The 14,593-nt window shown below is 63.3% G+C and carries 10 protein-coding genes; 4 read left to right on the plus strand and 6 right to left on the minus strand.

The window, feature by feature from the left end:
• Positions 1 to 6: 6 nt before the first annotated feature.
• Together HPY44_08290 and HPY44_08295 are read right to left on the minus strand one after the other, a co-directional pair.
• Entirely contained in the window at positions 7 to 2,361 is a 2,355-nt protein-coding gene (locus HPY44_08290) for a hypothetical protein (protein ID NSW55997.1), read from the minus strand.
• Positions 2,362 to 2,598: 237 nt separating this feature from the next.
• Complete coding sequence (locus HPY44_08295) at positions 2,599 to 3,378, minus strand: M55 family metallopeptidase (GenBank protein ID NSW55998.1); 780 nt, start codon at positions 3,376 to 3,378, stop codon at positions 2,599 to 2,601.
• A gap of 136 nt (positions 3,379 to 3,514) precedes the next feature.
• Here HPY44_08295 and HPY44_08300 point away from each other — a divergent pair, with 136 nt between their 5' ends.
• Positions 3,515 to 4,954, plus strand: coding sequence for a hypothetical protein (locus HPY44_08300; protein NSW55999.1), 1,440 nt, complete (start codon positions 3,515 to 3,517; stop codon positions 4,952 to 4,954).
• Between the two features lie 81 nt (positions 4,955 to 5,035).
• Here the strand turns inward: HPY44_08300 and HPY44_08305 are convergent, their stop codons facing one another.
• The gene (locus HPY44_08305; protein ID NSW56000.1) at positions 5,036 to 5,437 is read right to left on the minus strand and encodes a hypothetical protein; all 402 of its coding nucleotides are present in this window, start codon (positions 5,435 to 5,437) and stop codon (positions 5,036 to 5,038) included.
• Between the two features lie 386 nt (positions 5,438 to 5,823).
• Between HPY44_08305 and HPY44_08310 the strand changes: the two genes are divergently transcribed.
• Together HPY44_08310 and HPY44_08315 are read left to right on the plus strand one after the other, a co-directional pair.
• Complete coding sequence (locus HPY44_08310) at positions 5,824 to 7,317, plus strand: hypothetical protein (protein NSW56001.1); 1,494 nt, start codon at positions 5,824 to 5,826, stop codon at positions 7,315 to 7,317.
• An 88-nt stretch (positions 7,318 to 7,405) separates the two neighbouring features.
• Positions 7,406 to 9,283 carry a hypothetical protein gene (locus HPY44_08315; protein ID NSW56002.1) on the plus strand — a complete coding sequence of 626 codons (1,878 nt, stop codon included), beginning with the start codon at positions 7,406 to 7,408 and terminating at the stop codon, positions 9,281 to 9,283.
• A 118-nt stretch (positions 9,284 to 9,401) separates the two neighbouring features.
• Here HPY44_08315 and HPY44_08320 read toward each other — a convergent pair whose 3' ends face one another.
• On the minus strand, positions 9,402 to 10,733 hold the full coding sequence (locus tag HPY44_08320; protein ID NSW56003.1) for an aspartate aminotransferase family protein: 1,332 nt from the start codon (positions 10,731 to 10,733) through the stop codon (positions 9,402 to 9,404).
• Positions 10,734 to 11,045: 312 nt separating this feature from the next.
• Here HPY44_08320 and HPY44_08325 point away from each other — a divergent pair, with 312 nt between their 5' ends.
• A complete protein-coding gene (locus HPY44_08325; protein ID NSW56004.1) occupies positions 11,046 to 11,702 on the plus strand; it encodes a DUF1559 domain-containing protein in 657 nt (218 codons plus the stop codon).
• Between the two features lie 60 nt (positions 11,703 to 11,762).
• Here HPY44_08325 and HPY44_08330 read toward each other — a convergent pair whose 3' ends face one another.
• Together HPY44_08330 and HPY44_08335 are read right to left on the minus strand one after the other, a co-directional pair.
• Positions 11,763 to 13,757: a family 10 glycosylhydrolase gene (locus HPY44_08330; GenBank protein NSW56005.1), complete on the minus strand. Its 1,995-nt coding sequence runs from the start codon at positions 13,755 to 13,757 to the stop codon at positions 11,763 to 11,765.
• Entirely contained in the window at positions 13,754 to 14,545 is a 792-nt protein-coding gene (locus HPY44_08335; protein NSW56006.1) for an amidohydrolase family protein, read from the minus strand. Before HPY44_08335 ends, HPY44_08330 begins: the two co-directional genes overlap by 4 nt.
• Positions 14,546 to 14,593 lie beyond the last annotated feature (48 nt).

The raw sequence follows: 14,593 nt of genomic DNA on the forward strand, positions 1-14,593 counted from the left end.
AGCGGCTCAATGGATGCGGGTCACGGCCATAGCGGCCAATCCCTGTGGGGGGATCTCCAGTGGGATGCCCTTCTCAAGCTCGGCGGCGCTGCACACATGCCTCTCGCGCCTGTCGGTGGGGTCTAGAACTACCTCATATTGGCCCCCGGTTCCCTGTGTGAGACGCACAAGCTGCTTGAAGGGTTGCTCTTCGTCATAGTTGAGCACAGCCAGCATGGCCTTGTCATCCTCGCACCACGAATGGACCCGCAAAGCGTAGACCGGGTTGGCCGCGAACAGGTCAATAACGCGGCCGTCCACGGTGATCTTTCTGCGGTCCTCATCCGGGGCCACGAGCGTCAGCCAGCCGCAGGTCTCCTGCGAGAATGGAACCGCTTCTCGCAACGCGGCGATTTCTCGGACCGATTGCGCGATGGCCTCCATGTACTCGGCATCGAAACACTCCATGCCCACCCACATGAACGCTCCCGCGCCGCCGCTGAGTCCCGTCGCAAGTATGTTCATCCGCAATTGGGCGGGGGAAAGGCTGCGGGGCTGGGAGATGTCGGCGAGTTCGATGAAAGGCAGCACCGGCGCCGAGACGCGCGCGCAGGTCTCTTGCACGATGTCGTGATAGGCCAATCCATGGGTGTAGATCATGGGCGCGTGGAAAGCCGCCACTGGATCGAACAGCCGTATATCTCCGCCCGCGCGCTCATGTTCCTCAGTTCCATGCCAGCTGCACAGGCCCACCGCCACTTCCGGGTCAATCTCGTGAATCAGTCGGCAATGCAGGGCCACGATCTTCCCGTGCTGAGCTGCCCCGAAAGCCATCCATTGTGCCCGGTACTTGTCCCGCAGTTCCATGGGAGGCAGGTTCAGGCACTCATCCAGCGGGAGGCCGCTCTGAGCCGCAAAAGCCTTCCGGCAGCGTGCGCAGAAACACGCAGCGCCGATGGGGGGCTCGTAGTCGATAATCAGGCGTTTCAACCCAGATGCCAGACGCTTGCGGTAATCTGCGCGCACGGCCTCCACCCAGGGCCCGTATTCCTCGATCTGCGCCTGCGGGCAGATTTTCCCGGCCATGTACTTGCCGTCGGCCCCAAGCAGACGGGCCTCTTCCGGGGTTGCCCAGTCGAAGCCCTCGAATCGCCAGGTATGAAGTTCCAGCCCCCGGCTCTGGTACTGGCGGTCGAGGTCGATCCGCTCCGGCTCGTAAAAGGTCATGCTGAAGGCGCCGCAGATGCCCGCGGTAGCCAGAAAGTCGGCGATCCGTTCACGCACCGCGGGATCCGGGTGCCGCATTGCGCCCGAGTGCTGGGTGTAGATGCGGAAACTGTCGGGGCAATCCAGCGCCTCGGGGATGGCATCGCTCACCCGCACCCGCAGTTCGTGCCGTGGTCCCAGTTCCCCCGCGCACTCGAGCCGCCAACCCAGGGCACCCTCCGCCGGGGCGTCGGTCGCCACATCGGCGTAAACGTGGTGGTAGCCGGTCCAGTCAGGCTTGCCGCGGAAACCGTTGAGCATCGGCCCCGGCGGGATCGGAAATCGCCAGCGCGTGTACGGCTTGCCCTCCACCGTCACGGCCTCGGGTTCAACGCGGATGTCCTCGGGCATAGGCCCTCTGCCGCGCACCACAGGCCCGCGCAGGGAAATGCCTTCGGTCGCCTCGATGACAAGAGCCGGATCAACCACCGCGGCCTTGTCCGGGCCATAGAAGTAGACTGCAAGCGGGTTCAGGTGTCCACGGGATAGGTGGAACACGCCATGCTGGTTCCACTGTGCCGGCTGCCACATGGCCTGTATGGGGAAACCGTCGTCCTCGGGAATCACCCGGACATCGGGTTTGGCGATGCGGCTCGGATCGGTCTCCTCGATAACCAGGTCGTCGAACCAGGCGTAGCCCGTGCCATGCCGGAGCTTGCAGATGAGGATCAGGAACTCCGCGTCAGGGCGGGTTTTGAACTCGATCGCGTACTCCCGCCAGTCCTGGCTCCCGCCGATGTGCTTCGTGTCATGCCAGTGTGTCGGGACCTCCTGCCCGTTCTCGTAGGCGATCACATAGGCTTCACCGGTGACGTTGACCACCATCATTCGCGCCGACAACCGGTACGCGGTGTCGGGCCGGATCGGGATCCGTGCCCCGTAGCGCCAGTGGGCGCGAGCCGTCTCATCCGTTGGGATGGCCAGCCGCGCTGACTGCTTGCCGGCGAAGGCGTGCTCCGTGTCAAGCTTCCCACTGCAGTCGCCCCGTGCGGACACGAACTGCCAGCCTTCGGGCGCGGTTCCGTCCGGCCCGGGCTCAAAGTCCGCCTGGAAAATCGGGGCAGCGCCTGCAATCGAGGCCAGTGCCAACGTCAGAACCCCGAGGGGAAATCGCATGTTACGCCTCCATGTCGCGGCGCGCATTGGGGGACTGGCATCCGAGTTCGCGTCGTGAAGAACTCGGTGCCTGTACCCAATGCGTTCGGGCTGCCACACCAGGCTGCTTCGGCTTCGACGAAAGCAGGGGCACGCATTGGATCCCTGCACCGCAGCCGTTCCTCCCCCTCATCGTGAGCGGAGCGACCGCCTGCGGTCGCCGCGAAGGAGAGGGGGATCGAGGGGGTGAGGCACGCTTCACCACGGGAACAACTCCAGCGGGTCGCTGGTCAGTTTCCGCACGGTTCGCGGGCCGATGCGCTCCACATTTCGGCTGCGCGCGGCATTGTCTGCATAGTCGCAGCGGTTGAACTCGGTGATGATCTCCATAGGCGTCTGGAGCCGGAAAGGCCGGGCTTCGCGCACAATCGCGATGGCATCATGGGCCGCCTGCCAGATGAGTTGTCGAGCTTCGTCGAGGGGCAGGCAGTCCGCAAGCTGGCGTTCCGACGCGGTTTTCACGATGGCGGTCTTGCAGGGACGAAAGAACTGGCGGGCTTCCACGCACGCCGCCTCATCCCCGCTCACCATGACCAGCGGCACGCCGAAGTGACCCGCCACCAGCGCCCATTGGGCCAGCTCGCCCATTTCTCGGCCGTTGATGGAATACCGGTGCCACGTCAGCGATGACTGTGTATGGTCCAGGAACGCGTTCATCGTGCCGGCCATGGCGTGGGCGCCGATGAAGAATGTGGCGTCGCAGCGCTGGTCCATGACGCCCCACCACTTGCGGTTGGGCTTTGTGTCATTGATCGCCCGGCGATCCAGCTTCTCGAGAATGAAATTGTTGCCGCCTCCGTGGCTGTCCAGCACCATCACTTCGGTTGCTCCGCCTGCAAAGGCCCCGTCCACCGCGGCATTGAGGTCACCCATGAGCAGCTCGCGGCACAGTTCGTAGTCCGTGCTGTCCCGGGGGACCATCTCGCCACGACCGATTCCGCTGACGCCTTCGAGGTCTGTATGGATGTAGATCCGCATTCTGCGTTCCTCCTGGGAAATATGCCGCCAGGTTCCCTGCCATCAGTCGCGTGACCTGCAAGGTGTTGGCCCGACATGCGGTCTTCGGCTATTATACAAGCCCTTCATACGCGATCTTCCCAATCGGGTGATGAATATGACGCAGACCTCCGGTTTTTCACTCAACGACGGTAACTGTCCTGAGCTTCTCGGTGCCCGCGTTCCTCATGGCCGCCGAGCCGAGATCCGCGAATCCCTGAAGGCCATCCATAGGATGTTTCTGGATGAGCAGGCCCAGGGCCTTGTGACGCTCCAGAAGAACTGGCGCGCCTGGACCACGCTGCACCTGCCAAGCGATTACGGCGAGGTAATCGATCGCACCGTGACCGTAGCCGAACGGATTCGCGGTGAATTCGAGGTCTTCGTCCACGTTGGTATCGGCGGATCAGATCTTGGACCACGCGTCTGCCATGAAGTTCTCAACAGCACGCTCTACAACGAATTGCCTCCCGAGATTCGCGGCGCTCCCCGAGTGTATTTCGCGGGGGATACCTTCGACCCGCGCCCCTTGCGGGAACTCCTCGCCTTCCTGGAGAGCCGCGGCGAATTGCACAAGACCGTGTTCAACATCGTGAGCAAATCCGGCAAAACACCGGAGACCCTCTGCGCATTCCTCGCCATCAAGGACCGCCTGGGGCCGGACTGGGTGCGCCAAATGGTGTTCACCACGGGGGAAGTGCCCGGCAGCAGCATTCTATACGACCTCGCCGCCGGGCGTGTGGAGGAACTCGTCGGCCTTCTGCCGGTGCCGGATGGTGTCGGCGGCAGGTTCTCGGTGCCATCACCGGTGGGTCTGCTTCCGCTGGCCGTCACCGCCGGAGTGGGGGAGACGCCTCGCGGACGCATCGAATCTGCATTGCGAGGGTACGGGATGGCCCACGAAGCAGGGCTAAAAGCGCCCTTTGACCAAGACGGGAATCCCAATCTCCAGAATTTCGCCTTCCGACTGGCTACGTGGCTCCAATACGCTGAGGAGCAGGGCGACGCAGGCACTTTGGTTCTGTATGACTATTCGGCCTGCCGGATGCTTGGCGATTGGCTGGTGCAGCTGTACACCGAGTCCATACAGGAGCGCGGGGCTGGTCTGAACGTCACGGGCGCGCGGGGGCCCACAAGCAACCATTCGCTTCTCAACGGCGTGGTAAATGGCCCACGGGACAAGGTGATCCTGTTCGTCGACTGGCAGGACATGGGCGAGGACCTCTACGTTCCTGCTGACTCGTCCATCGAGGGAAGTCTTCAGACATTCATGAACCGCCAGATGACCAGACTGAACCGTGCGTCCTTTGAGGGCACCTTCGCAGACTTCCGCGACCAGGGAGTGCCCGCGCTTGCTATCTCTTGCCCTGACCGCAGCGCGGAGAGCCTCTTCTTCCTGATGCGGGTGCTCATGGATGCAGTGGCAGTCAAAGGGCGTCTGCAGAGCCTGCACATCGACCGAGACTGGAAAGTGAACCCGCCGAAGGAACTGACTTATCAGCAGGAGGGGGTAGAAGGCTATAAGGAAGCCATGCGGCGGTTCCTGGCGGATTCCTGAGGCGCAAACGAACTGCGCACAAACATCAGAGCCGGCTCCCGTGTAGGGGGCCGGCTCTCAAACATTCCAGGCTCGTCTCGCTCAGGCCGTTTGGAATGCGGGGAGGCCCTTGAGCAGATCGCCCCGGTGGCTTGCGCCGCTCATGTATGTCTCAACCAGACGCCGCAGAACAAACATCACGTGTGGGTCCTCGGCAAGCCAGTAGGACACCCTCTGGCACGCGCCGATACACTTGCTGGAGCACAGCACGCCACATTCCTGCAGGTGAGCGAGCGCCGCTTCAACCTCCGCGACGGGGCGGTTCAGCCGCATCGCGAAGCCCTTCGCCGTGTCGCACATCATCGGGTCCTGCCCCAGCATGAGCAGGACGTTCAGGCCTGTGCAGTCGCGGGCGGCGCGAAGCAACCACGCGAGGCTCATGATCTCCGCCCCGTTCAGGCTCTGACCTGATATGGACTGTGTTCTCGCTCCCACTCCTGGCATACTTGTCCTTCCTCATGTGCCGGATGGTCCCGGCATTTGCTGGCTGTTGGGTCCTATCCGATGGAAACGGGCACCCTTTGCCGCATGCGCGCATCGGGCCACGCAGCGATGAACGTGCGACGCCGGCCCGGTCAGCCGCGTCAATATCATTGTCGGCAGGCATTATGGACGGCTTAAGGGGGGATTATCGGTGCAAGAAGGAAGTTGGTCTACCCCGGCGCACCAGCCCGTGTCTCGAGCTCTCCCTCGCCCCTGCCACGGAGAGTGCGAATACTACAGTCAGATCGGATCGTTGTCAACCAAAGTTTGCCTAAAGGTTACTAGCCGGAAGGAATAGTGACACGCACGAGGAATAACGCCGCCCAAACATGCGGAGATGACACGCCGTGCTGCTTGGACTCGATGTCGGCACCACCGCCGTCAAAGCGCTTCTCGTGGATTCCCGGGCGCGGCCCGTAGCTGAAGCCGGCCTGGAATATCCCATCAGTCAGCCTGCACCCGGCTGGAGCCAGCAGGATGCGGATGACTGGTGGCGTTGCGTCTGCGCCGTTACCCGAGAAGTGTCCACGCGAGCTGAGTCGCGTATCGACGCCCTGGCAATTTCCACCCAGGGCGACACCGCCGTGCCTGTAGATGCCGAAGGCCGACCGCTTGGCCCGGCGCGAACCTGGATGGACACTCGGACTGCATCCCTGGTCCCGGCGCTCGAGACAGAGCTTGCGCCGGAGGAGTGGTTCGGCCTCACCGGGTCGCGTCTGGGGCCTTTCGCAGCCGCGCTCACTCCGGTGTGGTGGCGCGAGGTTCACCCGGATGTCTTTCGCGACACGGCGCGTTTCGCCCTGGTGGAAGACTTCCTCGTCCAGCGCCTCACGGGCAGACCTCTGCTCAGCCACCCCAATGCTTCGCGGACGGTAGCCTTCGACCTTGGCGCTCTGGACTGGTCTGACCGGCTTCTCGGCATCCTCGGGCTGGATCGTGCCGCCTTCAGTCCTGCGGCGCCATCTGGGACCATTGCCGGCAATCTCACCCCTGATTCCGCCGAAGCACTCGGGCTCTCGCCGGACTGCCTGGTAGTGCTCGGTGGGCATGACCAGACCTGCGCCGCTGTGGGTGCCGGGGTGATTCGGCCCGGCTCGCTCATGCTCTCCACAGGCACCGCCTGGGTCCTGCTGGCCTGTACCGACGAGCTTGTAATGGACGCCGGCGAACACCGTGCGCAGACGTACCGTCACGCCGCGCCGGACCGCTGGGCGCTTCTCACGGCCCAGGCAGGGGGGAATGTTTTCGCCTGGGCACGCGACCTCGTCTCCGGCGATCTGCCGCCGTACGAGGAGCTCGTGGAGCGGGCGCATGACGCGGAATCGAGCGCCGCCGGTGCACTTCTCCTGCTCCCCCATTTTTATGGGTCTGCGTCGCCTCCGTGGATGCGCGACGCCCGGGGCATACTTGCCGGCCTCACCCTCGGACAAAGCGCGGGAGACCTATACCTGGGTGTCCTGCGTGGAATCGCGCTGGAAACCGCCCGCAATCTCGAGACCTTTAGAGCAATCGGGGCCGCGCCCGAGGAGATTCGCATGATCGGCGGTGGTGCGCGAAGCGAGTACTGGGCGCAAATCGTCGCCGATTTCACCGGGACGCCCGTGGTGCTGCCGGTTGTCCGCGAAGCCGCGGCGTATGGGGCGGCGCTTCTCGCGGGCGTTGCGGCCGGAGTGCTGCCGGACCTGGAGACCGCCGTGGCACAGACGCCGATTGCCCGGCGTTGCGAGCCTGATCCGTCTGCACAGGACTTCTGCCGTGAACTGGAGCAGAGCTATCTCGATATGATCGCCGCCATGCGCCCGGTCTGGGAGCGGATCGCAGAAACTATCACGCCACAATGAGAGAGTGATTGGGATCAAGTCGTCTGATCTCGCCCCGCGAAACCCGACGCGCCCCGCAGTTACCCTCCGATCTCTGGTGCTCGGGGCCGTGCTCATCCCGTTCAACGTGTACTGGGTCATGACAGTCGAGGGAATCTGGCATACCGGCCACCCCTCGGTTATGGCCCTGCCGTGGGGCGTGGTGTTCAATATCATTGTCCTGCTGGCAATCAACGCAGGTCTGCGCAGATTCACCCCTCGTTTTGCATTCACCCAGGCCGAGTTTGTCACGGTGTATGTGATGGTCTGCATCGCAGTCATGCTGGCCGGTCATGACACCCTTCAGCTTGGCGTGCCCAATCTCTCCCACGGCTGGTGGTTCGCCACTGAAGCGAACAAGTGGGCCGACCTGTTCCACAAGGAGCTCCCGGCCTTCGCTACGGTAAGCGATATGGGCATCCTCGAGGACTATTACGACGGTCATTCCACTCTCTACCGTCCCGAACGCATAGCCGCCTGGTATGGTCCGGTGCTCTGGTGGTGTGGTGTGGTGCTTGCGGTGGGCCTGGTGATGATCGGGATCAATGTCCTCCTGCGTAAGCAATGGACGGAGCGCGAGAAACTCGGATACCCCATCGTCCAGCTTCCCCTGGAGATGACGAAAGATGGCGGCGGCTCGGGGTTTTTCGCGAACAAAGCTCTCTGGATCGGCATTGCCCTGGCGGCCGGTCTGGACATCTACAATGGCCTGCACTGGTTCATCCCGGCGCTCCCGATCATCGATGTCCGTCATGACCGCAACCACTACATCGACACCTGGTCGTGGGGTCGGCCCTGGAGCGCCATGGGGCGCATTCCGTTGCCTTTTTACCCATTCCTGACCGCTCTGGGCTTCCTCATCCCTCTGGACCTGTGCTTTTCGATGTGGTTCTTCTTCGTTTTCCGCAAGCTCCAGCAAGTGGCCGCCACAGCGGTCCCCATCCAGATGATGCCCGAACTGCCGTATCTCAGCGAGCAGACCTTCGGCGCCTGGTTCGTGATCTTCGGCTACGCCATGTGGGTGGGGCGCAGGTACTTCGCGGAAATCGCCCGGGCGGTGTGGACTGGGAGGGTCTCCGCGGACACCCAGGCAGGCGACCCGGTGAGCCATCGCGGAGCACTCATCGCCATCGTCGCCGGCCTGGCCTTCCTCGTCTTCTTCCTCCTGCGCGCGGGAATGACGGTCTGGGCGATGATTCCTTTGCTGGGTTTCGCCTTCATGATCCATACCGCGATGACCCGCGTGCGCGCGGAACTGGGCCCGCCTGCACACGAGATGGCCGGAAACATGACAGCGGCCCATCTCGAGACCATCTTCGCGGGCTCCCGTAATGTAGGCGTCCGGAATCTCACCATCTTCCCGCTCTTCTGGTGGCTTACCGGAAGGGGCTACCGCACCTCGCCGATGCCGGTCCAACTCGAGGGTTTCAAGATGGCCGAGGTCTCCGGGGCCGAGCCCGACCGACTGGCGCTGGGCATGGTCATTGCCTTCCTGCTGGGCGGTCTGTTCTCGTACTGGTCGGCGATTCACCTGACCTACCTGCACGGGAATTCGCCGCTAATCCTGCACAACCAGGGCCAATGGAGCCAACTCGCCAACTGGATCAACTACCCGCAGGACCCGAGCTGGCAGAAGATGAGCTTCATCGGTGTCGGTGCGCTGTTGACCGGCCTGATGACCTGGGCCCGGATCCGCTTCATGTGGTGGCCCCTGCACCCTGCAGGCTACGCGCTGAGCATGGTTTTCGGGGTGGAGTACTTCTGGAGTTGTCTGGTGGTGGCGTGGCTGGTGAAGTGGGCGATCCTGCACTGGGCGGGGCACAAGGCCTACCAGCGGTTCATGCCCGTTGTCTATGGCGTGATTATCGGCGAGTACGCAGTCGGCGCGTTCTGGAGCGCAATGAGCGTTATCCTCCAGCGCCCGATGTACGATTTCTCGCCGGGCTAGCGACTCTGTCGTCAGGGGGACAGACAAGCTTGCCTGTTGCCTTCTGCGTTCATCCCCCCGTGGCGCGGCCGTCTCGCACACGCAGGGGCAGCGCAAGCTGCACTCGGGGCCGCGCCCTTCACCTGACCATCCGCCCAAGATCTTCCCCGCGCTCCTGCCCCTCGAGGTACTTTCGCGGGTCGCCCTCATCCAGCGCCTTCCTGATGACCGACAACGCGCCGTCCGAAGCATCCAGGTACGCCCGGATGTCCTCCTCCGTGTGCGAGTACATGATGTAATTCACCGTGCAGCCCAGGATTCCGCCGCGCAGCAGTTCCTGAAGGTAGAGAGTGACAATGGACCGTGCCCACTCCGCGGGCACCGAGAAATGCGGGTGGGTAACCGGTGGAGGACCATCGCAAGAGGCGTTCAGTCCATGCTTCCCTGCAAGTTCAGCAAAACCGTCCTTCAGCATCTGCCCCATGGTCCAGATGTGCTTCAGAGCGTCCTTCGCCCTCAGTTCCCGGATGGTAGCCAACGCCGCCGCCATCCCCGCCGGATCGCTGTAGTAGGTACTGCTGATGAACATTGTCGCCGCATCCTGCATGACCTCGCGTCGCCCGCAGACGCCGGCAATGGGATGACCGTTTGACATGGCCTTTCCGAAAGTCGCCATGTCGGGCTCCACGCCGTAGAACTCCTGAGCCCCGCCCATGGCCAGGCGGAATCCCGTGATGACCTCGTCGAAGATCAGCACTGCGCCGTACTCATGGGCCAGGTCCTTCACCCCCTGCAGGTAGCCTTCGGGCGGCATGTCCGTCCGCGAGGCCTCCATGATCACGGCCGCGATCTCGTCTGGATTCGCTTCAAACACTGCGCGCAGGGAGTCCAGGTTGCCATACTCGAAGGGGATCGCTGTGCCTTCCAGCGCCCGCGGCACTCCGCGGATGTCCAGGCCCGGTAGCAGGTGGGCATTGAGGGCGTCACTCTTGCTCAGGTTGGCGGCAAGGTACCAGTCATGCCAGCCGTGGTAGCCGCAGAAAGCCACCTTGTCCCGCCCTGTGTGTCCCCGGGCGATGCGAATCGCCATTTCATCTGCCGTGCCGCCGGACTTGCAGAAGCGCACCATTTCGGCGCAGGGAATGGTCTCGATGAGCAGTTCCGCAAGCTCGACTTCAACGGGGTGGTTCATGGAGAACGAACTGCCCTTGCGGATTTGCTCGATGACCGCTTCGGTTACCGCGGGGTAGGCATGACCCAGAATAACAGGGCCCACTCCTGCAAGAAAGTCGATGTACTCGTTGCCGTCCAGGTCCCAGACACGCGAGCCCTCGCCGCGGGTGAGATATGGGGGATACACGCCGGGCGCGAAGCGTTCGGGGCGGCGGCTGAAAAGCTGAGTGCCACCGGGGATGATTTGCTTCGCGCGTTCATAGAGGGCCAGTGATCGCGAGACATCGGGCAGGTCCATGGCAGCCTCCGGACCGTCAGTTAGGGGTAATTGGTGACAGAAGGGGTTCTACACCCGCCACATGGAATCCTTTCGGCGCGGGAATTGGCGCTGGCGGCGTTCCGATGCGCCCGTCGGGTGTGCGAGCACCAACGACGGGAGGGGGGAAGCACCGGGATCGCCGCCAGGTTGGCACGTGCCACCCACACTATACGGGGGCATTCAGGAAATCTTGAGGAGTCTTCTTGCGTTCCTGATGAAAATCCCGGCAGGGGAATGTGAATCGGTGGCGAATGAGACAGCGACGCTACTACGACAGGAGGCTCAGGTCCTATGCGACGAACTGGTTTTACCCTGATCGAGCTGTTGGTCGTCATCGCGATCATCGCCATTCTGGCGGCGATCCTGTTTCCTGTCTTCGCGAGGGCCCGTGAGAAAGCGCGGCAGTCCAGTTGTTTGTCGAACGTGAAGCAGATCACCCTTGCCGGTCTCATGTACATTCAGGACTACGACGAGCGGTTCCCGTACTATGCACGCGGCAGCTACACCGTGGATCCCTGGATCTTCTGGCCGCATCAGTGGGAGCCTTACACTAAGAACTGGCAGGTCTACGGCTGCCCGAGCAGCCCTTACGTGGGGCAGTCCATGACCTACCACGGCACTACCTACCCGCAGCGTCCCTGTTACGGGGTCACCAACGCGCTGTGGCAGACCTCCGGCGGTCTGGCCCTTGCCCAGATCAAGAAGCCGGCCGAAAAGTACATGCTGTTTGACAGCAACCACCCTGCCCTGGGCGATGCTCGCGCCATTCTTACATCAAGTGAGTGCGGCCAGTGGAGTTGCGGCAAGAACGTGGCGACTACCCAGAAGTGGCTGGTTCCCCACAATGAGGGCGTGAACATCGGCTATGTGGATGGGCATGCGAAGTGGGAATCGGCGAACGGCGTGTACAACAACGTCTCCTGGAAGCTCAGCCCCACGGTAGACTAAGCCGGGCAGCAGCCGGCAGTTTAGTTTGGGGTCCGAGACATCTTTCGGGCCCCGTTTTTCTTAGCCGCGAGGTTTCGGTGCGAGCACGCGCCGGAAGGGGTCGAAGGCAGAGCGCGTGCTGGTGGCTCCGAGCGCGAGGTACGGCAGGTATTGGGTCACCAGCCCGTCGCAGTAGTTGAAGATCACCCAGCCGTCGGTGTCCATGTTCCGGGCGATGGTGATCTGGTCCAGGAGCCGCTGAGGACCAGGGAAATCCATGTTGTCTGCGTTGACCCCGATTCCCGGGCACAGTGGCACCTGCTTTGCCACCCACTGAACCTGCCTCTGCACGTAGAGCGAGAATCGGTCATTGCTGGGCGTGTAATTCATCGGGCAGACCATGTCCACCAGCCCCCAGTCTACCCACCTCTTCCAGTCCTGCGCGAAAGCGTCTCGATGATCCTCCCAGTTCAGGAAGACGGCTGCCGAAAAGAGCAGGTCGGGCCTCGCCGCCATGACATCGTCGCCTATTTCGCGGACGAGGTCCGTGATCAGTTTGCGGCGCCAGTCCAGGAACTTCTGCCGCGTCTGGCCACTGCGCACCGCTTCCGCGAGGTTCTCCGCTCTGACCCCGCTTGCCGCCCGAAACTGGGCCTGGCATCGCGGGCACAGGCAGTAGCTCTCGCCGGGCAGACGGATGTAGTCCACCTGGAGACCCTCGACCGGATACCGCGTGACCATCTCCAGCGCGACCTGTCGCACCAGCCGGCGGTTCTCGGGGCTTGTCGGGCATAGCCAGGGGGTGGTCTTGCCTGATGCGGTCCTGCACAGGCGTCCTGCCTTCTGCAACGCCTCAAGGTGCTCCTTCGGCGCGCACATGGCATACAGGGCCAACATCCGCGCATGTACGCCGATTCCCTGCCGCCTGCCTGCGTCAACCGCCTGAGCGAGATAGTCGGTGCCGGAGAACCTCGGCAGGTAATCGCTGGGGTACCAGGCAACCCCCGCGGAGCAGAAGTAAGGGAACACTGCATTGAAATTGCTCGCCCGCAGGGTCTTCATGGCCTTGTCCCAGCCGCCGGGGACATCGTTACAGGCCCAGACGCCACGCAGTTCGCCGTTCACGGACGGGTAGCTCATCCAGTACGCCTTCTGCGCCTGTGGACGGGCAGCATCCGCGGTCTTGACCGCCTCCGAAATGCGCCCCGTGGACAGCAAGAAGCCCGCCTGACCCAGCAGCGCCTCCACATCGCGCACCGCCGCGAGCGCTCGGCTCACGTCTTCTCCGGCGCGCTGGCGGTTGATCAGAGCGTCGCGCATCTGCGCCAGGGACTCATAATTGCCCAGGGGGCGAATATCACTGGCGCTGCTGGGGATGCACAAGCTCCAGAGTGCCGCATCAAAATGACCACACAGCGCACGCATGAGGGCCGCCTGAGCGTCCCGGTCGCCAGTTTCTGACAGAGGGGCACTCAGGAATGCACCGTGCCCCGAAACGATCGCCGCCGGGTGTGCGCCGCGCGTTCCGTCAGCCCCATGCCACCAGCCCGCAACCTGTGCGCCGTCCAGCGCTGCACAGCCGCGGATCCTCGGCGTCTTCTGGGAGACCTTCTCGGGCAGGCCCACGATGGCGGGCAGGCTGAAGCGCATGGACGAGAAGGCCTGGCCGGTTCTGTCCTCCGCCACCGCGTTCCCGCGAACGCCAAGGACACTCAGGAGCGACTGGGGCGCCAGCATGCAGATGACCAGCTTCCCACCCCCGCGCAGGAACTCGAGCAGGTGTGCTTCCTCAGCCGCTGACACCGCGCGGTTGTAGGGCAGGACTGCAACACGTGTCCTTGGGAGGCCGCTCTTCGCGACGAGGGTGTCCTTTGTGGGTGTGAAGGGGATGCGGGCGCGGCTGAGGGCCTCGCACATAACCCGGAAATGCTCACGTGCCAGGGGAGCCATGCTCTCCCCACCAGTGCCCAGCAGGTCTCCCTCAATCACGACCACTGGGGCCGGCGGGGAGTCTGGCCGGGCGGTGATGGAGATGAACAGAAACACGATGGGGAACGCGGCGCGTATGGGTGTCAACGGCCAGCCTCCGGGGCAACACGTCGGGGTGACATTGTGCTACAGGGGGCGCCGAGCACACGCAGGGCGTTGAGCCCCAGGATTTTCTCTTTGGCCTCCGGGCTGATATCAGCCCCGGTGATCTTCGCCAGAGTGAAAGCCAGGTCCACGCCGGGCACGTCGCTGCCGAAGAGAACGCGGTCCTCGCCCAGTTCTGCCACGCACATCTCGATCATGCCCGAGTCGCCGTATGAGCCGCTGGTGTCCACGCTCACATTCTCCACGTCGCGCACGGCTTTCACTCCAAACTCCCAGTCTCCGCCCACGTGGGCCATCACCAGGCGCAGGTCCGGGAACTTGCGTCCGAGCCGAGCCACCTGGTGTGCCTGAGATTCCGAGGGGATGTTCCCATTCCACTTCATCCAGGAGTGATGCATGATAGGCAGGTCGTGGTCGATGGCCCAGCGCGCAACAGGTTCGACACACGGATCATCCGCCCAGACCGACACCCAGAGCTTGATGCCGCAGACGCCGTGGCGCAACCCATCGTTGAGCATGGAGAGGGCACGGTCGCCGTGCAAGGGGTTGACGTAGGCGAAAGGAAGCAGCACCCCGGGGTGCCGTGCGCAGCCCTCGTAGACCACCGCATTGAGGCGCTCAACTTCATCAGGTGCAGGGATGTAACTGGAGACGTTGCTCACGCACAGGCAGTCCACGCCAAGCCGGCCTGCTTCCAGTGCGATGACATCGGCGCTGGTGGCATCTCCGAAGAAATGTGCGTGGAAATCGATGACCGAACTCACCGTCATTCGTCCTTCTGGGCGCCGTCGGTGTCCGCCGTGTCGTCCGCAGTCGCT

It is taken from the genome of Armatimonadota bacterium (genome assembly GCA_013314775.1).
Lineage (GTDB): Bacteria > Armatimonadota > Zipacnadia > Zipacnadales > JABUFB01 > JABUFB01.